This window comes from Selenomonas sp. ND2010 (assembly GCF_000702005.1).
In the GTDB taxonomy this organism is placed as follows: domain Bacteria; phylum Bacillota; class Negativicutes; order Selenomonadales; family Selenomonadaceae; genus Selenomonas_A.
Genome location: NZ_JNKI01000033.1, coordinates 1 through 23,388 on the forward strand (window position 1 = coordinate 1; position 23,388 = coordinate 23,388).

At 51.0% G+C, this 23,388-nt stretch carries 16 protein-coding genes, 5 tRNA genes and 1 pseudogene; 18 read left to right on the plus strand and 4 right to left on the minus strand.

What is annotated here, in order from left to right; genetic code table 11:
- Window positions 1-101 precede the first annotated feature (101 nt).
- Window positions 102-1,379: an IS110 family RNA-guided transposase gene (locus T504_RS0110570; protein WP_072022736.1), complete on the minus strand. Its 1,278-nt coding sequence runs from the start codon at window positions 1,377-1,379 to the stop codon at window positions 102-104.
- A 458-nt stretch (window positions 1,380-1,837) separates the two neighbouring features.
- On the opposite strand from T504_RS0110570, the gene T504_RS0110575 reads away from it, so the two are divergent.
- The 13 genes from T504_RS0110575 to T504_RS0110635 all read left to right on the plus strand — a co-directional run bounded on the left by T504_RS0110575 (window position 1,838) and on the right by T504_RS0110635 (window position 14,643).
- On the plus strand, window positions 1,838-2,842 hold the full coding sequence (locus T504_RS0110575) for a Gfo/Idh/MocA family protein (protein WP_033171065.1): 1,005 nt from the start codon (window positions 1,838-1,840) through the stop codon (window positions 2,840-2,842).
- 92 nt (window positions 2,843-2,934) lie between these two features.
- On the plus strand, window positions 2,935-3,405 hold the full coding sequence (locus tag T504_RS0110580; RefSeq protein ID WP_033171052.1) for a hypothetical protein: 471 nt from the start codon (window positions 2,935-2,937) through the stop codon (window positions 3,403-3,405).
- A gap of 94 nt (window positions 3,406-3,499) precedes the next feature.
- Window positions 3,500-3,576: transfer RNA gene (locus T504_RS0110585), tRNA-Asp, on the plus strand.
- A 4-nt stretch (window positions 3,577-3,580) separates the two neighbouring features.
- Window positions 3,581-3,655: transfer RNA gene (locus tag T504_RS0110590), tRNA-Gly, on the plus strand.
- 7 nt (window positions 3,656-3,662) lie between these two features.
- Window positions 3,663-3,736: transfer RNA gene (locus T504_RS0110595), tRNA-Cys, on the plus strand.
- Between the two features lie 14 nt (window positions 3,737-3,750).
- Window positions 3,751-3,825: transfer RNA gene (locus tag T504_RS0110600), tRNA-Gly, on the plus strand.
- A 10-nt stretch (window positions 3,826-3,835) separates the two neighbouring features.
- Window positions 3,836-3,909: transfer RNA gene (locus T504_RS0110605), tRNA-Cys, on the plus strand.
- A 101-nt stretch (window positions 3,910-4,010) separates the two neighbouring features.
- Window positions 4,011-6,893 (plus strand): EAL domain-containing protein, encoded by a 2,883-nt coding sequence (locus T504_RS13960; RefSeq protein WP_197018708.1) that lies wholly within the window; start codon window positions 4,011-4,013, stop codon window positions 6,891-6,893.
- A gap of 80 nt (window positions 6,894-6,973) precedes the next feature.
- Window positions 6,974-7,894, plus strand: a complete 921-nt coding sequence (locus T504_RS0110615; RefSeq protein ID WP_033171053.1) for a hypothetical protein — start codon at window positions 6,974-6,976, stop codon at window positions 7,892-7,894.
- A 16-nt stretch (window positions 7,895-7,910) separates the two neighbouring features.
- Window positions 7,911-9,218, plus strand: a complete 1,308-nt coding sequence (gene miaB, locus T504_RS0110620; RefSeq protein WP_033171054.1) for a tRNA (N6-isopentenyl adenosine(37)-C2)-methylthiotransferase MiaB — start codon at window positions 7,911-7,913, stop codon at window positions 9,216-9,218.
- 18 nt (window positions 9,219-9,236) lie between these two features.
- Window positions 9,237-11,834, plus strand: coding sequence for a DNA mismatch repair protein MutS (gene mutS / locus T504_RS0110625; RefSeq protein WP_033171055.1), 2,598 nt, complete (start codon window positions 9,237-9,239; stop codon window positions 11,832-11,834).
- Window positions 11,831-13,825 carry a DNA mismatch repair endonuclease MutL gene (gene mutL, locus T504_RS0110630; protein WP_033171056.1) on the plus strand — a complete coding sequence of 665 codons (1,995 nt, stop codon included), beginning with the start codon at window positions 11,831-11,833 and terminating at the stop codon, window positions 13,823-13,825. The genes mutS and mutL overlap by 4 nt, the downstream gene beginning before the upstream one ends.
- 14 nt (window positions 13,826-13,839) lie before the next feature.
- Complete coding sequence (locus T504_RS0110635) at window positions 13,840-14,643, plus strand: class I SAM-dependent methyltransferase (RefSeq protein ID WP_033171057.1); 804 nt, start codon at window positions 13,840-13,842, stop codon at window positions 14,641-14,643.
- A 53-nt stretch (window positions 14,644-14,696) separates the two neighbouring features.
- Here T504_RS0110635 and T504_RS0110640 read toward each other — a convergent pair whose 3' ends face one another.
- Window positions 14,697-15,446 (minus strand): sulfite exporter TauE/SafE family protein, encoded by a 750-nt coding sequence (locus T504_RS0110640; protein WP_033171058.1) that lies wholly within the window; start codon window positions 15,444-15,446, stop codon window positions 14,697-14,699.
- 155 nt (window positions 15,447-15,601) lie between these two features.
- Between T504_RS0110640 and T504_RS13965 the strand changes: the two genes are divergently transcribed.
- Window positions 15,602-17,011, plus strand: a complete 1,410-nt coding sequence (locus T504_RS13965) for a cache domain-containing protein (protein ID WP_051635335.1) — start codon at window positions 15,602-15,604, stop codon at window positions 17,009-17,011.
- Between the two features lie 697 nt (window positions 17,012-17,708).
- Here the strand turns inward: T504_RS13965 and T504_RS0110650 are convergent.
- Together T504_RS0110650 and dcuC are read right to left on the minus strand one after the other, a co-directional pair.
- Window positions 17,709-18,851: a M20/M25/M40 family metallo-hydrolase gene (locus T504_RS0110650; RefSeq protein ID WP_033171059.1), complete on the minus strand. Its 1,143-nt coding sequence runs from the start codon at window positions 18,849-18,851 to the stop codon at window positions 17,709-17,711.
- A gap of 30 nt (window positions 18,852-18,881) precedes the next feature.
- Window positions 18,882-20,156, minus strand: coding sequence for a C4-dicarboxylate transporter DcuC (gene dcuC, locus T504_RS0110655; RefSeq protein ID WP_033171060.1), 1,275 nt, complete (start codon window positions 20,154-20,156; stop codon window positions 18,882-18,884).
- Window positions 20,157-20,527: 371 nt separating this feature from the next.
- On the opposite strand from dcuC, the gene T504_RS0110660 reads away from it, so the two are divergent.
- From T504_RS0110660 to T504_RS14450, 4 genes and pseudogenes are all read left to right on the plus strand, one after another.
- Complete coding sequence (locus T504_RS0110660; RefSeq protein WP_231473899.1) at window positions 20,528-22,126, plus strand: ribonuclease J; 1,599 nt, start codon at window positions 20,528-20,530, stop codon at window positions 22,124-22,126.
- Between the two features lie 92 nt (window positions 22,127-22,218).
- A pseudogene (locus tag T504_RS15110) lies at window positions 22,219-22,536 on the plus strand (transposase); the annotation flags it as partial.
- Between the two features lie 48 nt (window positions 22,537-22,584).
- A complete protein-coding gene (locus T504_RS14960) occupies window positions 22,585-22,917 on the plus strand; it encodes a helix-turn-helix domain-containing protein (RefSeq protein WP_231473898.1) in 333 nt (110 codons plus the stop codon).
- 74 nt (window positions 22,918-22,991) lie between these two features.
- On the plus strand, window positions 22,992-23,388 hold a 397-nt coding region (locus T504_RS14450; RefSeq protein ID WP_197018709.1), incomplete at its 3' end, for an IS3 family transposase.

A 23,388-nucleotide genomic window follows, 5' to 3' on the forward strand; every position in this document is an offset into this window, starting at 1 on the left:
AAGCTCTCCTAAAATCTGCTAACAGTTGTCAAGCACTTTTTGTTTAACACTGATAGCAGGCTCCTAAAATATAATACACAGCACAAAAGGTCTCGTACTGCTCATGCGAGGCCTTTTGTGTTTCTATTTTTTAATTTACTTGTTAGATTTTTCTGACATCTATTTTGGATATAATCATTTTCTCTATACACCTCTTTTACACGAGCATAATAGATCCGAAGAAACTTATTCAGCCCTGCAATTTTTGCTACGGCCTTATTCTTGCCTTCTTTTTCCTTTTTAAGGATAAAATCGTATACCTGACTATCATTTGGCGCTGAATGACATTTTAGACAGCGCATTACCTCATATCCAATCTTCCTCAAATTAGATGAGCCTCTTTTTGATATATGTCGTTCTGTCCCTGTAAACTTTCCTGATTGGTAAGGCGGCGCATCCAGTCCGGCATAAGCAATTAAAGCTTTTCCGCTGTGGAAGCGGCGTACATCACCTATTTCGGCAATCAGCTTAGGCGCCAGCACATCACCAACACCACCCATATTGCGCACAACACCATATTCTGGCAAACTCTTGGCGAGCTCTTTCATCTGTGCTAATATTTTATAGAGAGTTGCATCCACACTTTGGAGTACTCGAACAGCTTCCTGTACCATCATTTTCGCGGATGAGTAGTTGACTGGAAGCGTGGGGATACTGTTGCGAGCTAAGGTATATACTTCAACTGCCTTGGTCTCGTTCATACGGTATCCCTTTTCTTTATTCCATTTCTCATAGTTCTTTACAAATTGGCTTTCAGACATTTTGGTTATATTATCGTAATGCCAGAATTCCGCAGCAAAATCGGCCACCTTATTTCGGCCACTACGTTCCTGCCACCCTGCAAATACTTTGTTTATGCCTGGCATTGTCATATCCAGGATATGCGTGAGCTCCTGCAAACTATCTATATGCATACGCATATAGTGGCGATATCTTCGGCCTAAGAGCTTCAATTCATCATATATGGGTTGCGTCGATTCGAAGCTTTCCAGATTTACCCAGTGATCCAGCCCATATTGTGCAATCGCCATAGCGTCCATCTTATCGGTTTTCCCTTTGCGTATAGACTGTTTCCTATACAGCTTCATGGCATATGGATTCACTACAACAGTAAAAATGTCATTGGCTAATAAAGTCTGCAGAACTGGCCAATGGTAGATGCCTGTAGATTCCATCGTCACGCGCACTTCATCATTGAGATGTCTAATCATAGCTGCCAGACTCTGCAAATCCTCCTTAGTATGCTTTACGTCAAATGGCTTGGCAACAATTTCGCCATATGGCTTGAAGATTGCTATAGTACTTTTCTCTTTGGAGACATCTATCCCCACACTGATCATTGCTATCACTCCAGATACATAAAATTAGGGTAACTTCCGTCCGCACTTATCATGGATCAATTTAGTTGGTTACACGAGCGTTAGAGCTCAATCTGCTGAATCGAAGGTTTCATAATAAGGGGATGGATGACGATTTTAGGAGCGGATGTGTACATAGACAACCCAATTAATTAACATCGCCAGTCCAATTACTCCCTCTCATTATAAAAAAATAAGTACAGCTGGAAAAGCACAAATGATATGCATTTCCCTGTACTTAACATGGTACTAAATATAATACACAGCGAAAAGACGGTCGTACTGCTCATGCGGCCGTCTTTTCGTGTTTTTGGCATCGCTGGGGCCATGAGCGATAAAACTATTAAGCGGTGTGGTGTAAAACAATACAGCGAGCGATGTTTCATGGTATAATCAAGAGGAGTTTTATGGCTCAAAAAATGTGCAAGGGAGCGAGTGACATGAAATTGGCAATATTAGGTACCGGGTTAATCGTAAAGGAAGGGGCGTTGCCAGCGCTTTGCCAGGTACCGGAAATTGAGGTGGCTGCTATCTTTGCTCGGCCGGCAAGTCGGGAAAAGGCGGAAAAACTTCAGGCAGAGTATTCGATACCGAAAGTTTATACGGATTATGATGCTTTGCTTGCCGACACCGCGATTGATTTCGTGTATGTAGGGCTGGTCAACAGCGTTCATTACGAGTACACCAAAAGAGCCTTGCTCGCGGGCAAGCATGTCATCGTGGAAAAGCCTTTTGCATCGACAGCTCGGGAAGTGCAAGAGCTGCGGCAGCTTGCGATAGAGCGCGGGCTTTATGTGTTTGAAGCGGTAACACTTCTTTATCTGCCGAACTTCACTGCGATTCGGGAAGCTTTGCCAAAACTTGGTAAAATAAAATCCGTAGTTGCCAATTACTCGCAATATTCCAGTCGTTATGATCGTTATCTGCAGGGAGAAGTACTGCCGGCATTTGATCCTGAGCGGAGCGGTGGAGCGTTGTATGATATCAATATCTATAATCTGAATCTTATCATTGGATTGTTCGGCGCCCCGCAATCGGTTCATTATACGGCAAATATCGGTTTTAATGGCATTGATACCAGTGGGGTGGTGAATATGCAATATCCAGAATTTTTTGCCTTGGCCATTGGAGCGAAGGATTCCGATAGTCCTGGTTATGCGATGATTCAGGGCGAGAAGGGGTATATCCGGATTGATGGCAATCCCAATGAACTGCGGTCCTTTGAGTTAAGACTTCGTGGCAGTGGTGTGACCTCACGTTATGAGTTGAATCGTTACCGCCATCGTATGGTTCATGAATTCCAGGAATTTGCCAAAATCTTTGCGGCCAAAGATTTTGATCGGGTAAAAGAGGGGCTGGCTGTATCGGCGGCGGTACTCGAAACCGCGGAAGCTGCTCGCAGGCAGGCGGGGATTGTATTTCCGGTTGATGGAAAATCGTTGTGATGACGGATCGTAGAGGCTTTCTTCTTCTTGCTCTTTTCAGATAGGTTTTTTATAATAGGAATAGTAATTTTGAAAATGAGGTGTAACCTATAATGCGAGATAAGAAACGTCTTTACATGATGCTGGGTGTGGTAGTAGCTGTAGCTGTGGCGGCTGGATGTTACCTGTGGAATGGTGGACAGATGCCACAGAATGCTCAGGTAGATAGTGGCAATGTTACCTCGGTGGAGGAGGCAAAAGAGCCAAAACCAGTGGAGGAGGCACAGCCGAAAGAGGAAAAGCCCGCTGAGGTGCAGCGCAGTATCCCTGCTGAAGATGTCGTTGCCATGACTTTTGAGGGGACGAAGACGTATATTGTTGCCGGGTCGGTTACGGGAACGAAGAATGGCACGCAGTGGACGGCTGTTCTCCGCAATGGTACAGCAGGGAAACCGATAAAAGTCGAGTTCAAACAGGATGGGAAGAAAATCCTGACGCGTAATGAGGGCGGTTCGTGGCGTTCGCTGGATGAAATGGACCAGTCGATTTTCCGCAAGGTGCAGGAAATTGTAGCAAAACAGTAAAAAAATCAAAAAAATTTAATTTTAGGGTTGACATATGGTTAGCTTATCCGTATAATAATATTTGTCGCTGAGAGACAGCGGCAGAAAAGAAAACGGCCCGGTAGTTTAGTTGGTTAGAATGCCGCCCTGTCACGGCGGAGGTCAGGGGTTCAAGTCCCCTTCGGGTCGCCATTATGCGGAAATAGCTCAGTGGTAGAGCACCACCTTGCCAAGGTGGGGGTCGCGAGTTCGAGCCTCGTTTTCCGCTCCATTATTTCGGCGACATAGCCAAGTGGTAAGGCCGAGGACTGCAAATCCTCTATCCTCAGTTCGATTCTGAGTGTCGCCTCCAATTTTATATCTGACGCGGAAATAGCTCAGTGGTAGAGCACCACCTTGCCAAGGTGGGGGTCGCGAGTTCGAGCCTCGTTTTCCGCTCCATTTTTATTTTGGCGACATAGCCAAGTGGTAAGGCCGAGGACTGCAAATCCTTTATCCTCAGTTCGATTCTGAGTGTCGCCTCCAAAATAAAATAGACAGTCCGGAGGAGAAATTCTTTCGGATTTTTTTTATGTAAAGGATTCGTGCTTGCTTTTTGTCAGAAGTAAGAATTAAGGATGGATGGTATGGAATGGAATAAGAGATGGGGAATCGCCATCGGGGTCGTTCTGTCGGTGATTCTGGGAACGCCAGCAGAGGCGCGCCCGGTGCTGCGTGTGGGGATTCAATATGTACATCCTGGCTATGTGGTACAGGATAGTGATGGGTACTATCATGGCATGGACACCGATTATATGCAGGCATTGGCGGCTTATGCTGGAATGGAGTGCGAATTTATCCAGGGAAGCTGGGAAGAGTGTGCACGCCGCTTGGCGAATGGGGAAATCGATGTAATCCCTGGGCTGGTTATGACGGCAGAACTTCGCCAAACGATGGATTTTTCGGTGCTGCCGATGGGGAAAAATAATAGCTCGTTGTTCCTGCGTGGCGGGGTAAAGAGCTTGGATTCGTATGTTAGGCGGGGAAGCCCCGTGAAGATCGGTGTTCTGCCTAGAGTATTCCAAAGTCCTGTTTTGCCACGTGTGGCCGAGGATGAGGGCTTTTCCTATGAACCGGTGGTTTTCCATACCGCAGAGGAGATGCTCGATAGTTATCGCCAGCAGCAGTTGGATGGTTTCCTGTTTGGCAATCGCTTGCAGGGATATGAACCAGCGGCAGAGTTTGACAGCAATTACCTTCATTTTGCCGTGCGCAAGGGCAATACGAAGCTCTTGGATCAGTTGAATATGGCTGCTGATCGATTGTCTTTGGCTGAACCACAGCTTTTGGAGCGGCTTTATTGGCAACATCACGTGAATGAAGGCGGTACGCCGTTAATCCTTATGAAATCGGAGCGGCAGTATTTGTCCGAGAAGGGCAGGCTGCGTATCGTCGTACCGGCAAGGGAACGGCCTTATTCCTATTGGGAAGAGGGCGAGGCGAAAGGGATCCTTGCAACCCTGGCAAAGAAAATTGGGGAGGACCTTGGTGTGGAGACCGAGGTTCTCACCGCTCAAACGACGGCAGAAGCTTTTGCGGCCGTTGAAGCTGGGGAAGCAGATGTTATGTTGGGGGTATATTCGGATTATGGCTGGGCGGCCAAACACAATATGAATATCACCACACCAATCTTCGAGGCGCATCATACCGGTGTAACCCGTCGGCAGCCACTGTCGAATAATCCCCGTGTTGCGGTTCAGCGCGATTCGTTCCATGTAGACCATCATTTGAAGAAACGCTATGAAGAATCGCAGTTTGTATATTGTGATTCGCCGGAAGACTGTTTGCAGGCGGTTTCGGATGGACGAGCAGATATCACCTATGTGCGTATCGTAACGGCGCAGTATTATATTTGGAAAGGAACGTATCCGGACCTCATGATGACTGGCGGTGTGGCGTTATCCTATCCGTTATCGATTGGCGTGTCCAAAGATGCCGATGCACGGTTGCTGGCTGTTCTCGATCGTGAGATCCTGCATATGGGTCCGCATAAGATTTGGGAGATGATCACGGACAGTTCGGTGAATCTCGAGGCCGAGCGCTCGATTTGGTCTTTGTTATATATGCATCCGCGGAAAACCCTATTTGCGTTCCTGTTGGTTATGGCCGTGTTTATGTTGTTCATGCTTCGTCTCATGTATATGCGTCAACGCCATGTAAAAACGATTCAGCAGATGCTTTTCCGAGATGCTAGTACTCAGCTGCGCAATCGCGTTTGGTTAGAGGCGGAGGCGGTAAAGCGCATGTCGCTGATTTCCGTCGATACGATGGAGCAGTGCGCGATTGTCGTGTTTGTTTTGCCGCGAATGGAATACCTAGAGGCTGTTTATGGTCAGCATGTTGTCGATGAAGCGCTGCGCAAATTGGCGTTGGCTGTAGGGGATGCTAAGAATTGGGCACAGGCGGTAGGCGTGCGCTCAAGTGCCGGTCAGGTGATTGTCTTGACCGCACCGCAGCAGCAGATGAAGCTGCTGCAGTATGTCAATCAAACGATAAATGAGCATGAACTACTGGAAGTCGGTTCCATGCGGGTAGGCATCACGCTTAAAGCCGGTGGAAGCTTTTTGAAGCAATCGGTTTCTATGGAAGAGACCATACGCCAAGCGATTTTGCAGGCCGAAATCGCTGCGAGTGAAGCAACGGAAAACAGCATGCGGTTCTACGATGAAAAACTGTTAGAGCGCCAGCAGTTGGCGTTAAATATCCAGAACTGCATGAAGCAGGCCATAGAACGGCGGGAGTTTGAAGTTTGGTATCAGCCGAAATATGATTTGCTCACGCGCAAATGTATTGGTGCTGAGGCCTTGGTTCGCTGGAATAGCAAAGAACTGGGTTTTTTATTGCCGGGACAGTTTATTGATTTGTTTGAGCGGACGGGCTTTATCACACGGCTGGATTTTTATAATTTGGAAAAAGTCTTTAGCTTTCAGCGCCGCCGCTTGGAGCATGGGCGCCCGATTGTGCCGATTTCGGTCAATCAGTCCCGGCTTCACCTGAATGAACCCGATTACCTGCCGAAGATGCGGGCGCTTACGAAACAGTTCCGCACGGCGGAGGGGATTCAGTTGGAGATTACTGAAACTGCTTTTGAACTTGAGGGGGCAAAACAAAAGAAAGCGGCTCTTACGGTGATGCTGTCGTTAAAGAAGATGGGCTACGAGCTATCGATTGATGATTTTGGCAGCGGTTATTCGGATATGGCGCTATTGAATGTCATGCCCTTTGACGTCATGAAGCTTGACCGGAGCCTATTGGTCGCAGCCGAAGGTTCCCATCGCATGCGGACGGTGGTAAAACATTCGGTACAGATGGCAGAGGAGCTGGGGATGCGGGTGCTTTGTGAAGGGATTGAGTCCAAGGAACAGGAGGAAATCCTTATCTCATGCGGCTGTCATTATGGACAGGGATTCCTGTATGGGAAGCCGATGGGAGAAGAGGAGTTTGACCGCTTCCTGGAAGACCATCTTTAAAATTAAAAGTGTTGGCAAAACCGGAACAATAGCGGTATAATATACTATTACTGATTAATACGAATGAGGAGTTGTTCACCATGGCTAATGAACCATCCCGGATTACGGATAACTTATTGAATGTCTTTAACTATTGCTTTGTAGAAACGGTACCCTATGCGTTTTTTAAACCAAATCCGGAGCGGGACATCCCGGTGAAACTTGTTGGGAAGGAATATCATTGTTCAAGCTGTGGTAAGGTGTCGGTGGTGAAATATAAAGAGCGTCCGCTGACATATTATTCCAAGGGCAAACTGGCACAGGAGCGCCGCATTTACGATAAGTTAGGCAAGGATTTTCCCGTTATGGGGGAAATCCTCGATGGAAAGCCCTTTACAAATGAGGCGATTGGACTTTGTAGGGCGTGTGCGCAAAACGAAGTGCTTCGGGCAGAAAATCCAGAGCAGTTGACCGTCAATTTGTCGGAGCAGCTGCATCGTGCCGATGAATTGCTGGTGGCCAAAGCGCGGGCAGCGATGGAGAAGTCGCTTACGGATTGGCTGGCAAAGGTGGAAAAGCCGGAGGATTTCCTGCAGTATAATCTGACGGATTTCAATGCGCTGCGCGACTTTATCTGCGCGGTCATGCTTGAGGATATTTCGCCGGAAGCTGAGATTTTGCGCGCGTATCGCGAGGAGATCGGCGCTATCGAAACGAGACTGCAGCAGTTGCTCGAGGCATTGCCGGAGGAGTGGAAGGCTTATGCGGCCCGGTCGACGGCGGTATTCGAGTCGATGAACGACAAGATGTATCACGAATACACGGTGGTGTTCCCGGCACCGGGGCAGCTGCCGGAGGACTACTATATTTACCGGACTATCGAGAAGAAGCGTGTTTTGATGTTCCTGGAGCAGCCACGCATCGAAACCCTCGAGGAACTTCTTATGGAAGTCGGCTTCCATGGCGAATGGATTGATTTGGTGACCAACCGTCTGGAGTCGTTAGCACAGGAAAAAGAGTAAGGAGATTAACAGCTACATGAAGAAAGCTTTTATTGGCGTCTACGGATGCCAAATGAATATCAGTGATGCCGAGCGCATGGAAGGCCAATTAAAGACCATCGGCTACGAGCGCGTGGAGGAGATGGAGGGCGCCGACCTCATTCTCCTGAATACCTGCTGCGTGCGCGAGACGGCCGAGGATAAGGTCTATGGCAAGATTGGCGAAATCAAGCATCTGAAGCGTGCCAATCCGGAGCTCATCTTTGGCATCACGGGCTGCATGGCCCAGAAGGAGAGTGACGGGCTCATCAAGCGCGCCCCGCACATCGACTTTGTGCTTGGTACCAATAAGGTCCATGAACTGACACATGTTGTACAGGAAATCGAGCGGGAGCGCGGTCATATCGTCGATACGCAGCTGGGCGAGACAGAGCTTCCCGACGATGTGCCGGTGGCCCGCGGGGGCAAGTTCTCGGCCTGGGTACCTATCATGTACGGCTGCAACAATTTCTGCACCTACTGCATCGTTCCCTATGTGCGCGGCCGTGAGCGCAGCCGTCTGCCCGAAGATGTCGTGCAGGAAGTCCGTGAGGCCGTGGCCCAGGGCTATAAGGAAGTCACGCTCTTGGGCCAGAATGTCAATTCCTATGGTAAGGACCATAAGCAGGCCGACTTTGCCGATCTCTTGAAAATGGTCGACGAGGTGCCGGGAATCGAGCGCGTGCGCTTTATGACGTCGCATCCGAAGGATTTGAGCGACAAGGTCATTGCCACCATCCGCGATGGCGCGCACATCTGCGAGCACATCCATCTGCCGGTACAGTATGGCAGCAACAAGCTGCTCAAAGCGATGAACCGTGTGTATACGGTGGAAAGCTATAAGGATTTGGTACGACGCATCCGTCAGGAGATTCCGAATGCTTCGTTGACTACAGACCTTATCGTTGGCTTCCCGGGTGAGACTGAGGAAGATTTTGCCGAGATGCTCGCGTTCCTCAAGGAAATCCGCTATGATTCGGCTTATACGTTCATCTACTCGAAGCGTTCGGGGACGCCGGCTGCGACGATGGAAAATCAGGTGGACGACAAGGTCAAGCATCAGCGCCTCGAACAGCTGATGGCCCTGCAGAATGAAATCAGCCTCGAAATCAATCAGGGGCTCCAGGACAAGGTGCTGGAAGTCATGGTCGAGGGGCCGAGCAAGAACGATGCGGACACTTGGACGGGCCGCACGCGCACGAATAAGATCGTACTGTTTGCTCATGGTGATGAGCAGGAGGGCGATTTCATCAATGTCAAGATTACACAGCCGCAAACCTGGGTATTGAAGGGCGAGCGGGTTTAATAGACCGGAGGTATATCCATGGAACTTACGCCGATGATGCAGCAGTATCTGGCTACGAAGGAGCAGAATCCCGGAAGCATCTTGTTCTTCCGTTTGGGCGATTTTTACGAGATGTTTTTTGATGATGCCCGGATTGTCTCCAAGGAGCTGGGGCTGACCCTTACAAGCCGCAGCGGCAATAAAGACAAAGCGCCGATGTGCGGCGTACCGTATCATGCGGCGGAGACCTATATCAATAAGCTCGTGGGGCGCGGCTATAAGGTGGCGATTGCTGAGCAGATTGGCGACCCGAAGGCCAAGGGCCTCACGAAGCGCGAAATCATCAAGATCATCACGCCGGGTACGGTGCTCTCCGAGTCGGCGCTCAAAGATGCGCAGAACAACTACATCGCGCTGGTCTATGAAAAGAATGAAGATATTGTGCTCGCTGGCGCGGATATCTCCACGGGCGAGTGTTTCTATGGCATCTACACGGGGGGCAACCGCCTGCAGATGCTCTTGGATGAGCTCTACCGCCTTGCGATGCCGGAGCTCTTGGTCGTCGGCAAGCCGTCCTTTATGGACGCGCTCAAGGAGTTTACCGATTTGCGTCTGCCGAATTGCTCGTATACGCTGCGCGAGGAGATTTCGTGCGCCGTTGACGACCGCATCATCCAACATTTCGATGCGGCGACGCGGCCCGATAATCAGGAGGCCCGGGAGGCTGTCGCAACGCTTCTGGACTACCTCCATGAAACGGTCATGACGGATCTTACCCATCTGAACAAGCTCACCTATCTTGATGCGTCAGAGAATCTCGTTATCGATACGTATACGCTGCGCAATCTCGAAATCACGCGCAACCTGCGTGATGGCGGCAAGAAGGATACGCTCCTTGATGTGCTCGACTTCACCGAGACGGCCATGGGCAGCCGTCTGCTTAAAAAATGGCTGGAGTATCCGCTGTTGAATGTATTGCCGATAAACCGCCGTCTCGATGCGGTCGAGGAACTCACGCAGGATTTTGCCCTGCGCGGCGGCCTGCGGGCAGATTGCAAGGAAATCCACGATTTCGAGCGGCTGCTCACGCGTATTGAGGTCGGCACGGCCAATGCCCGCGACCTTATCGCGCTGAAGATTTCACTCATGTGCCTGCCGGGCATCCAGCAGCATATGGCAAATGTCAAGTCGCAGGTGCTTACGGAGTGCAAGGCGGGCATTCAGTCCTTTGATGCGCTCGTGGACCTTTTGCAGCGCTCGATTGTCGAGGAGCCGGGCATTTCGCTGCGCGAGGGTGGCATCATCAAATCCGGCTACAATGCCGAGCTTGACGAATACCGCCGCATTGCCCATGACAGCAAGGCCATGCTGCAGGAAATCGAGGAGCGCGAAAAGGAAGCGACGGGCATCAAGTCGCTGAAGATTGGCTACAACAAGGTCTTCGGTTACTATATCGAGGTGCGCCACAGCGGCACCGACCTCGTGCCCGACCGCTATATCCGCAAGCAGACCCTGGCCAATGCCGAGCGCTATATCACCGAGGAGCTCAAGGAATTTGAGACGAAAATCCTCGGTGCACAGGAAAAAATCGTGCAGATTGAGTACAATCTGTTCACCGAAGTCCGCGAGACCATCAAGGGCCAGCTGACGGAAATCCAGGCTACGGCTCACGAGATTGCGATTGTCGATGTGCTCACGAGCCTTGCGGAGGCTGCCAGCACCTATAACTATGTGCGCCCGCGCATGACAAATGATGGCGCCATCGACATAAAGGACGGCCGCCATCCGCTGGTGGAGCGCATCTTGACGCGGGATCTCTTCGTGCCGAACGATACGCGGCTCAACCATAACGACTGCGAAATCATGCTGATTACGGGCCCGAACATGGCCGGTAAGTCTACTTACATGCGGCAGGTGGCGCTGCTGACATTGATGGCACAGATCGGCAGCTTTATCCCCGCGCGCGAGGCAGCGATTTCGCCCGTTGACCGCATCTTTACGCGCATCGGGGCCAGCGATGACCTCGTCAGCGGCCAGAGTACGTTCATGGTCGAGATGAATGAGGTGGCGCAGATCCTGAAATATGCGACCAAGGACAGCCTCGTGATTCTCGATGAGATTGGGCGCGGCACGAGCACGTTTGATGGCATGAGTATCGCCCGCGCCGTTATCGAGCATATCGAAAGCAAGGTTCATGCCAAGACGCTGTTTGCCACCCATTACCATGAGCTTACGGACCTCGAGGACGATAAGGTCAAGAACTTCTGCGTGGCAGTCAAGGAACGCGGTACGCAGGTTTCCTTCCTGCGTCGCATCGTGGCTGGCTCGGCCGATAAGTCGTACGGCATCCATGTGGCACGGCTGGCGGGCCTGCCGAAGGCCGTGACGAAGCGGGCCGAGGATATCCTGGCCGCCCTGGAATCCGAGCAGGGGGCAGAGGTAGCCGCGGCGACTGCGCAGGTCGCAAGACCCGCGGAAAAGGCCGCTGAGGCGGACGCGATGATGGGCTCGCTGTTTGCGAGCAGCTTGAGCGACACTTTGTTGTCACTCGATGTTATGACCATGACGCCCCTTGAGGCGATGAATGAACTTTACAAACTGCAGGAGCAGGCAAAGAGGGAGGCTGGACAGGCATGAGTCTTATCCATGTTTTGGACGATAATACCATCAACAAGATTGCTGCCGGTGAGGTGGTAGAACGGCCGGCGTCGGTCATCAAAGAGCTGATAGAAAATGCGATGGATGCTGGCGCAAACCGTATCGAAGTCGAGATCATGGCCGGCGGCACCAGCTTCATGCGCGTTACCGACAACGGCATGGGCATGAGTATGGAGGATGCCAAACTTGCCATCCTTCGTCATGCGACGAGTAAGATTCGCGAAGTCGGCGACCTCAATACCATCGGTACGCTGGGCTTTCGCGGCGAGGCCCTGCCGACGATTGCCTCGGTCTCGCGCTTTACGATGCTCACGCGTCAAAAGGGCGATGACCTCGGCACGCGCGTCGATATCAGCGGCGGCAAGACGCCCGATATCATCGAGACCGGCTGTGGTCTCGGCACGACCATCAAGGTAGAGGATTTATTTTTCAACACGCCGGCGCGCAAGAAATTCCTCAAGACGAACCACACCGAGGGTTCGAAAATCAACGACTTTATCGTAAAACTCGCTTTGTCGCGGCCCGATATCGAGTTCCATTTCATCAACAACAACAAAGTGTCGGTTGTGACGCCAGGCAATGACAATCTGTTTGATACGATACAGGCCATCTATGGCGCAAATGTCGCCGATTCGCTATTGGCATTGAGCCTGGAAAGTGAAGAAGTCAAAATCAGCGGCTATATCACGAAACCGTCGCTGCTCAAGAGCAGCCGCGGCTGGCAGACCTGCATCGTCAACGGCCGCATTATCCAGAACCGTGCGATAGCCAAAGCCATCGACAACGCCTATAAGTCGTTGATTCCCAAGAGTGGGTTTCCGCTGGCCGTGCTCAAGATTGAGGTGCCACAACGCACGATTGATGTCAACGTTCATCCGCAGAAGAGCGAGATGAAATTCGAAGACGAGGGGCTTATCTTCAAGGCCGTTTACAAAGCGGTGCTCGACGCCATCCGTCCCGCGTCGGACCGCCGGCTCGGCGAAGTCGCAGCCGTCGTGGAAAAGCCGCGGCCCAACTATACGATGGAGCCCATGCATTTCGTGCCGGCAACGGAACCGGCACGACCGGTTTCCACGGCAGCTTATAGCCGTGACAGTGCTCCGCGCACGATTTACGAGGCCGTGCATCGGTCCGCAAGCCAGCCGTCGATTTCTTTTGCCACTGCTCAGGCTGAGCTTCAGCAGGCACGGCAGACGCATTACCCCGCCGTGGAATCACAGGAAACGGTCGCAGAAAGCACCAAGAGCTTTGGAACATCTGACCAGTCAATGTTGACAAGTCAAGCTGACAAGTCAGAGTTGACCGGTCAAATTGACTGGTCAGCAGCGGATCAGAATGGCGAAAATGCACCGCAGGCAGATGGCGATGGGCAGGCCCTGCTCGATGCTGATGGCACGATTATCCCGATTGGTCAGGTCGACCTTACGTATATCATCGCACAAGACGCCAAGGGACTCTATCTTATCGACCAGCATGCGGCACACGAGCGCATCTTGTTTGACAAGCTATCGGCGATGGCCGATGGCATCCCGTCCCAGCAGCTTTTGGTACATCAGCTGCTGACTTTTGACCGCAAGGAAGCCGCGCTCGTCGAGGAGAATAAAGAATTATTTGCCAAGCTAGGCTTTCACATGGAGTCGGCAGGAGATTTGGATTACCGTCTTATGGAGGTGCCGGCTGATGTGCCGGTCAGCGAGGCGGAGGACATCATCCGCGAAATCCTTACGGGACTTAATGAGATGCATGAGACGACGGCCAAGGAAATCCGCCAGCACTGCCTGGCGACGACGGCTTGCCGCGCTGCCATCAAGGCTGGTGAGGAACTCAATCTGCGGCAGATGCAAATCCTCTTGGAGGAGCTTTCGCATACGCCGTTCCCGTATACCTGCCCGCATGGACGGCCGACGATTTTGAAATTTTCCAGTGAGGATTTGGCCAAGATGTTCAAACGGACAGGCTTTGGCTTTTGATAAAGGGAGAGACTATGACAGATACTAAGCTTTCGGCGGCAGTTACGACGGCGCGCAAATGGAATGACGAGTCGATTGCGCTGGCCAAGGCGACGGCCGAAAAACTCGGCATTGCCTATGCGCCGCGTTTGCGTCTATCGGTCGATGAAGTGCGCGAACGCTATCACGTGGAGTTTGTCCTCGTGGCGAAGCAGGATTTATTGGTGCTCGACACGCCGCAGGGCGAGCTGTTCTTCCATCCGAATATGGCGCATCTGCGCCTCAAGAATATTCGCAAGGGCGATGGCGACCGCATGGCCGAGGCTATGGATTTAAAGCCTGGTATGTCTGTGCTTGACGGCACGTTAGGCTTTGGCGCCGACTCGATTGTCGCCAGCTTCGTCGTCGGTCCTGAGGGCAGTGTCACAGGACTGGAATCGCAGCCTCTTATCGAGGCCGTCGTGAGCCGTGGGCTTTCGCATTTTTCTGGCGATACCTGGCGCATCATCGAGGCTATGCGCCGTGTCAAAACGGTCTGCATGGATTCGCTGGACTATTTGAAAGGCCAGCCCGATAAATCGGTGGATGTGGTCTACTTTGATCCGATGTTCCGCCATCCTTTGATGGACAGTGTGAGCCTTACGCCGCTTCGTACGGTGGCCAATCACGCGGCGCTTACGCCCGAACATATCGAGGAGGCGCGCCGCGTGGCCCGCCACCGCGTCGTGTTCAAGGAAAACGCGCGCAGCGGCGAATTTGCACGGCTGGGCTTTACGCGCATTGAAGGCGGCAAATACAGCAAAGTGCATTACGGCGTCATGGCGCTGGATGAAGAATAAAATCGCATAGCATAAAACGGCTGCCCACAGGACTTACTGGTGGGCAGCCGTTTTTACATGGTGATGATAACGCGGTATATGGTATAGAAACAAGTGAAGTATAATAGCGTGAAGATGATGCGCTTGATGATGGGGACAGGAAAGAAGCGGAAGGTCAGCTGTCCTAGTAGGATGCCGCCGGCTAAGCCAGGCAATAGGTAGGTGAATTCGTTTAATGCTGGCAAAAGGTCCACACCGCCAAGGGTAAAGGTCGTTAGCGATACCAGGTTGGAGAAGAAAAAGAAACCGATGGAGGTGGCTCGCAGTTCCCGAGCGGTTATGGCGGTGCTGGTAAGGTACATGATGATGGGCGGCCCCGCCATGCCCGTGGTCATGGCCATGGTGCCAGCGGCAATGCCGGTGAACAGTGTATTGCGGGGGCTGATGGCAATCTGCTGCTTGCGCAGCTGCATGATGGTCAGCGAGAAGAGTATCACGACGCTGATGAGGATTTTCAGATAGTGGGCGGGAATGATGGCATAAATCTGATAGCCAAGGGGCTGCCCGATAATGGCGCCTAGCAGCAGATAGCCGATAAGCTTCCATTTGGCTTCGCGATGCAGCAGGATGGTCTGGGCGATGTTGCCGCAGGTAGCCAATAGAATCATGATGGGGATGACGAGCTTGGGATCGTAGAAGAACATTAAAAGCGGCGCTGCGACGATGACGAGGCCAAAGCCCGTGATGGATTGCAGGAAGGCTGCTAAGAAAACGCAGGCTAGTGGCGCCCAATGGAAGGAAAGGTTGATAAGATAGTCGTTCATAAATTACACCTGCCTTATGCTGATATATTCCCATTATACTACAGAAGCGGAATCGTTTTGACTTCTCGGATTCAATGAGGGTATAATAAATTTATTCACTAGGCAGTTATTTTTCGTGTCTTTCTGTGTGAATTTTAGCGGCCAGGAGGATTTCGATGATGCAGTTCAAATCCATACAATCACGGTTGACAACAATATTTATTGGCATTTCTTTTTTGACGATGCTGGCCTTGGGCAGTTGTGGTATTTATGGTGCGGTGCAGGAAAACGACCGCCTGATTGCAGAATACCGCCGGGACATGGAAGAAAGCGCTAAGCTTCAGCTCGAGTGGCAGACCCATTCGGCCTTAAGTGTCGTGGACAATTGCTATCAGGCGCAGCTTCGGGGGGAGTTTACCCAGGAGGAGGCCATGGAGCGGGCGGCGGATCTCATTCGCAATATGCGTTATGATAACGGGCAAGGGTATTTTACCATTGACACCGATCAGGGAGTTAATGTTGTTTTGCTTGGCAGTGATGCGGAGGGCAAATTGCGGATTGATGCCAAGGATCCCGAGGGGAACTATTACATCCGCGAGATGATTGAGCAGGCTAAGCAGGGCGGTGGGTTTTCGGACTTTATGTTTCCCAAGCCTGGTCTTCGGGAGCCGCTGCCCAAGCGCTATTATACGATGGAATTTTCTCCTTATCATTGGGTGATTGGCACGGGGATTTGGCTCGATCAGATTGATCGCCGTGTGGCTCAGCGTGAAAAGGCTTTTGTTCAGAATATGAAGGAACAAGTCATTCGCATGCTTACGGGAATCGTTCTGCTCGAAATCTTATTCGTTCTATTGGCAATCGTTGTCGGCCGCCGTTTGGGCTATCCCATTCAGGTGGCAACCAAGCGAATGCGTGAGCTTGGCAACGGCAAACTCAAGATGGATGCGCAAACTGAAGCAGAGATGCAGGAGCTTTTGAAGCGCAATGATGAATTTGGCGCTATGAGCCGGGCAATGAATGAAATGAATCAGAAGTTATACGACAACCAGCGTATCATCTTGCGCATGGCCCAAAATGATGCGTTGACGGGCCTTGCCAATCGGCGCCATTTCACGGAATATATTCAGCAATGTTCGGACGACACCATGTTTTCGCTGATTTCGTTAGACCTTGATCACTTTAAGGCGGTTAATGACAATTTCGGCCATCAAACCGGTGATGCGGCGCTTTTGATTTTTGCCGAAGTCTTAAAAAGTCAGTTCACGGATGCGCTTAATGTCCGCATGGGCGGCGATGAATTTCTCGTGGTGCTTACAGGAAGAGTAGACCATGGAGAGACGGAGGAACGCTTGCGGGCCTTTATGCGGCAATTAGTGGCTGTTTATCAGCAGGATGAAGGCCTAAAAGGCTTAACGGTCAGCGCAGGTATTGCTTATGCAGAGGAAAAGCCGGTACCCATTGAAGTGCTCATGAATCATAGTGATGAAGCGATGTATGCAGCCAAAGCTTGCGGCCGTTCCTGTTATCGCGTCTATCAAGAGGTCAGTAGCAACAAAGACATAAAAAATACGAAGGGGCTGTGAAATTACAGTTTATCGGTTAGAGTAGCCTTATTCGAAGCAGCTCTTCGCCACCGCTAGGGGCAGTGCCAACACTACGCGGGAGATGTTTTTCTAAACGAAATTTTTATCCTTAATTAAGCATCGAAAAAGTTGCAAAACGCGCTTCGCTTGAACGGTAGCAATTTTTCGACGAAAAGTGAGGATAAAAATTTCGTTCTTCACGAAAAACATCAAACGCTTCGTTTATGGCACTGCCCCTAGCGGCGGCTGAGGATGTGGCGAGTTTCGCAGGGCTACCCCCCCTCCGAGGGCGCAGCAATTCGTGCCGACTCTAACCTAGGCGGCGGGGGCCCCAGTACCATAAGCGTAGCCTTGACGTTCCGCGTGAAGCAAGAAATTTTTGCCTGCGTTCTCGTTGGAAAAGCAGTTTCGTCCAAGCGAAGCGCGTTTAACTGTTTTCCAACTCTTAATTAAAAGGCAAAAATTTCTTGTAGCGGGTTGTCACCGGTGGAGCGTTGGTACTGGGGCCCCGCCGCCGGCGACTTGCCTCGAATACGAACTGGGTAATACTCCCCTGCAAACTGTAATTTGTAGAAAGTGCGTGGATAAATTCATAGAAGCCTCCATAAGGTAGATGAATCCATCTTATGGAGGCTTCTATATTTTTATGCCAATATAAAGTTTTTTTTCCCAGTCCTTTTTGGCAAATAAAATTCGTTTACTTTAAGGCTGCTCCCTCTACAACAATCTGCAAGGCCCAGCGGGCGGCATCGTAGAGGTCTTTTTCTTCGATGTATTCATCCTTCGTATGGCAGTTTTCCATGCCGACCGAGAGGACGACCGTGGGGACACCGTAGGTGTTGAAGTGGTTGGCATCGGAGCCACCGCCGGATTCTTCCAATTTTACCGGGAAGCCGAGCTTTTTGGCAGCCTGGCTGGCAAGCTTTATGGCGGGGCAGTCCTTAGCGAGCTCGTAGGGGCCGTAGTCCGGACTTACCTCGGCGGTAATCTGGCAGCCCGTGGCGGCAGCCCCTTGAGTGAAGTGGTCGATGATGTCCTGGGTAATCTTGTCGAGTTTTTCTTTGTTGCGGCTGCGGCTCTCGTAGTAGATGTCACAGGTATCGGCAACGACGTTGGTGGCACTGCCACCGACAATCTTGCCGACGTTGCAGGTTGTCTCTTCGTCGATGCGGCCCTGCGGAGCAGTAGCCAGCAATTTTCCCGCAGCGATGATGGCATTATTGCCAGCCTCAGGGGCGACGCCAGCGTGGGCGGCCTTACCCTGGATACGGATATGCAGCTGGTTCTTGCCTGGAGCCATGAACGTCATGCAGCCGGGATGATTATGCGTATCGAGCGTGTAGCCGATATCGGCATGCAGGAGGCTCGTGTCAAGATTCTGTGAGCCGTGGACGCCGTTTTCCTCAGCAATCGTGAAGACGACCTGCAGTGGGCCGTGGGGAATCTTTTGCTCGCGCAGCTGCCGTAACGTTTCGAGGATGGCTGTGACACCGGCTTTGTCGTCGCCGCCAAGAATTGTCGTGCCGTCGGAACGGATGATGCCGTTTTCGCGGATGGGATGAACGCCAGCACAGGGTTCGACGCAGTCCATGTGGGCCGTAAGCATGATGATTGGCACTTTGCGGTGCGCTTCGTCCGAGGCCGGGAAATCCGCTACGAGGTTGCCGCAGTTGCCGCCGAGTTTTTCGCCGGCGTTATCCTCATGCACGGTACCGCCAAGTGCCGTCAGGCGTTTGGTCAGGATATTGCCAATCTCACGCTCGTCGTGGGTAGAGCAGCGTACCTGTACGAGTTCGAGAAACTCGGCAAGTACGCGGGCTTTATTGATCGTGTCAGACATGAAAAGACTTCCTTTCTAGGGGAACCTGCTTTAGAGCAGGAACATCAGCACAATAGCTGCAGCCAGGCATGGCAGTGCATTGCGTTTGGATACTTCAATCGGATTGACTTTGGCAAGACCAGCGCAGATGATGGCGGCGCCGGCAACTGGGGACATCGAGCGGCCCATGGCACCAGCAATCTGTGCTAGTGAGCCTAAATCCATAATCGTCATACCGAAGTGCTCGGCAAATGGGGTAACGGCACCGTTAAAGGCAAAGGCCGCGGCATCGCCTGAGCCGGAGATGACAGCGATGAAGAATGGGCCAAACGTGCCGGCGGCCGCTGCAATCGAAGAAGAGCCTTTCATGAGGTCGGTGAGCGCGCCCGTAAGGCCGACGGCCGTCATACCAGTCGTGAACACGCTGGCACAGACGATAAGACCGATAACATCGCTATAGGCTTCGCCCATACCTTTGAAGAAGTTGCGGCAAACTTCTTGCGCATCGCTCCAGGTGACCAAAAGACCAAGAATGACACCGATGAGCATCGAAAGCGGTACGCTGATTTCTGGCAGGATGCCAATCTGTTTGGAACCTAAAATCAAGAGAAACAAGGGAACCAGTGGAACCAACGCGTGAATGGGATTGACCTTGAAATCTTCAAAACTGAGTTTTTCATCCGCCTGCATCTTGGCGAGATAAATCTGGCTGCGTTTATCCGAGGCACCTTCATTGCGCAGCATGGCGTAAAGCGTCAACATAATGACACAGGCAATCGATGCGAGGATAGCAGCCGGAGTCTCGTTGATGATGACAGTCATCATATCCGTGCCGGCAAGGTCAGCAACAAATGGATTGTGCGCATTGCCCGGGCTGATAGCACTGCCCCAAGTACCAGCCAGTACCGTAGCGGCAGCCATAGCCGGATGGACGCCGGCAGCAATCAAGGTGGGGATAAGGATACTTCCCACGGCTGCTGCGCAGCCCGATGCCGAAGGAATCGCCAGACTGATCCACCAGGTCAGCAGGAAGGCCAGCGGAACGAGCAGTGCGCGTCCCTTGTGCAGAACGGTGGAGATGGATTGAACCAAATGCTGGTCACAATGGGTGAGTTTCATGACGTAAGAGAAACCCATGACCGTACAGATTGTCGGGACCAGCGAGTTGTTTACCATGGCTTTCGTGAAGGCCTTCATAACATCGCCGGGAAGGCCGCCAATCAGACACATGATGAGACCAGCGCAGAAAAGCACCAATCGGGCTTCGTACTTTTTCACAATCAGTACGAACGTGAGAATTACCAGTATTGCTCCTGCAATTAACATGATAAAACCTCCTATATTAAATGTTTTTGACAAAATAATTATACTATGAATAATATTTATCACACAATACCGACTAATAATATATTTGCAGACTCATGATGGATGCTGTTTTTAAGGAATTTGTAATCCTGTAACAATGTGCCAGCTTTTCCAGTTGCATAATCAAAGGCGGAATGCTAAAATAGAAAAGAATGATTTGATCGGATACGTGTTTTAGGACACGAAGTATTTTCATTTTTTACTTTTGTTCGGACTATAATTGCGTCTTGCAATAGATATAAAATAATATTTTGGAGGTGTAATTTTTGGCTAAAGGAGCACAAAAACTACAGATTATTCCCTTAGGCGGTCTGGGGGAGATTGGCAAAAACATGACCGTTGTCCGTGTGGATGATGAGATTCTCGTTATTGATTCGGGCTTGATGTTCCCAGAAGAAGATATGCTGGGCATCGATCTCGTTATTCCGGATATCAGTTATCTGTTGGAGAATCGCGACAAAATCAAGGCGATTGTTCTGACTCATGGACACGAGGACCATATCGGCGCGCTGCCGTATGTCCTCAAACAGATCAATGTACCAGTCTATGGTACGCGTTTGACGCTGGGAATCCTTGAGGGGCGTCTCAAGGAGAACGGCGTCGATTCTAGCAACCTGCATTCGGTCATGCAGGGCGACATTATCAATGTGGGCTGCTTCAGTGTTGGCTTCATCCGTGTCAATCATTCAATTCCAGATGCCGTCGGTCTTTCCATTAAAACACCGGTGGGCATGATTGTTCATACGGGGGACTTTAAACTGGACTATACGCCGATTGATGGCAAGATGACGGATTTCCGTCGCTTCTCAGACCTTGGCAACCGCGGGGTACTGCTCATGATGGCAGATTCTACGAATGCCGAGCGTGCCGGTCATACGCCGAGCGAGAGCACGGTAGGAGCATCCTTTGACAAGGCGTTCCACAATGCTCGCGGTCGCATCATCGTGGCGACTTTCTCCTCGAACGTTCACCGCATTCAGCAGGTCGTAGATACGGCTGTGCGCTATAAGCGTCGGGTTGCTGTCTTGGGACGCAGCATGGTAAATGTCGTGAATATTTCGCTTGAACTTGGCTATATCACTTGTCCGGAAGGAACCTTTATCGATATCGATGAAATCAATAACTTCCGCTCCGAGCAGGTAGTCATTGTCACTACGGGCAGTCAGGGCGAGCCAATGTCGGCGCTGACGCGTATGTCGGCTTCGGACCATCGCAAGGTTACGATTGTGCCGGATGATACGGTCATCATCTCGGCAACGCCGATTCCGGGCAATGAAAAACTGGTTTCCAAGACGATTGACAATCTCATGCGTCTTGGCGCAAATGTCGTATATGGACGCGATAAGGGCGTCCATGTATCTGGTCATGCGAGCCAGGAAGAACTCAAACTCATGCACAATCTCGTGCGTCCGAAGTTCTTCATTCCGGTTCATGGTGAGTATCATCATTTGGTACAGCATGCGAAATTGGCGCAGAGTCTCGGCATGCCGAAAGACCATATTTTCATGGGTGAGAATGGCACGGTTTTCGAGTTCACCCGTGATAAGGGCACGGTTGCCGGCAAGGTAACGGCTGGTATGGTTATGGTCGATGGACTCGGTGTTGGTGATGTCGGCAACATCGTCCTGCGCGATCGCCGCCAGCTGTCGCAGGATGGTATCCTGATTGTCGTCGTTACGATGGATAAAGCCAGCAATACGGTCGTCGCTGGTCCGGATATCGTATCCCGCGGATTTGTCTATGTTCGCGAATCCGAAGCGCTGATGGACGAAGCCAAGGCTCGTGTAGAGCAGGCGCTTGACCGCTGTGAGGATGAAGGCGTCAAGGAGTGGGCCGCAATCAAATCCAATGTTCGCGATGCCCTCGGCCGTTATCTCTTCGAGAAGACGCGTCGTCGTCCGATGATTTTGCCAATCATCATGGAAATTTAATTAATGACAAGGCAATTAATCCCTCTGGTTTGATATGCTCCCCTTATGAGAGACAGTAAAAAATAAAACTGTCATCATAGGGGGAGTTTTTCATGCCTCATAAGCAAAAAGCAACAGCAGAAGAGAAAACCAGAGTTACCCAGAAATGCCTCTCAGGTAGAATGACACGTAGTGAAGCAGCAGCATTATTACAAGTAGATATCACTACCATTAGCGATTGGATAGATCAGTACGAATCTGAGGGCCCCTCAGCTTTTTTGTCGCGTGAACGCAATCGTGTTTATACAGCAGAACTCAAAACTCGGGCCGTTATCAGTTATTTGAATGGTGAAGGCAGTTTGCGGGATATATGTCGCAAATATGCTATCCATAACAAATATCAGTTGCGAGATTGGATAAGGGTGTATAATGCTCATGGAGAATTTAACTCCAGAAAACATTCAGGAGGCGGAAGCTACATGAGCAAAGCACGCAACACCACACAGGAAGAACGCCTGCAAATCGTCCAGGAATGCCTGGCTTCAGATAAAAACTACGTCGAAATAGCCAAGAAATACAAGGTAAGCTACCAACAGGTACGGACTTGGACTTTGCGTTACATAGAACTTGGCGAGTCCGGTCTGGAAGACCGCCGTGGCAGGCGTAAGAAAGACCAGACGCCCCGCACGGAACTGGAAAAGGCTCAGATTGAAATCAAAAAACTGAAACATCAGCTGTATATGGCTGAGATGGAGCGTGACCTGTTAAAAAAATTGAACGAATTGGAGAGGGGGGAATTCTTGGACAAGTAAGGCGTCTTCGTTCCTACAAGGCTATACGGGATTGCCATCAGGAAAAAGATTATCCCATAGATGAATTGTGTAATTTGCTGAATGTATCGAGGTCAGCCTATTACAAATGGGCAGCTGGGAAGATCAGCGACAGGATTCGGGAAAACAAAGCCATTGCTGAACTGGTGGAAAAAATCCACAATGAACGCCCGGACAAGGGCTATCGCCGCATAAACGATGACCTTCGGCACGACCACGGCATTCATGTAAATGACAAGCGTATCCTTAGGATATGCCGAAAGAAGAGCATTAAATCCACCATTAAATACCGCAGCCACGGCTGCACCAGACGTGCGAAGAATCCTCAATACATCGCAGAAAACATTCTTTCTCGCAAATTCCATGCCGATACTCCAAACGAGAAATGGTTGACCGATGTGACCGAATTCAAGTGGTATGAGGATTCTGTTGTGCATAAACTGTACCTAAGTG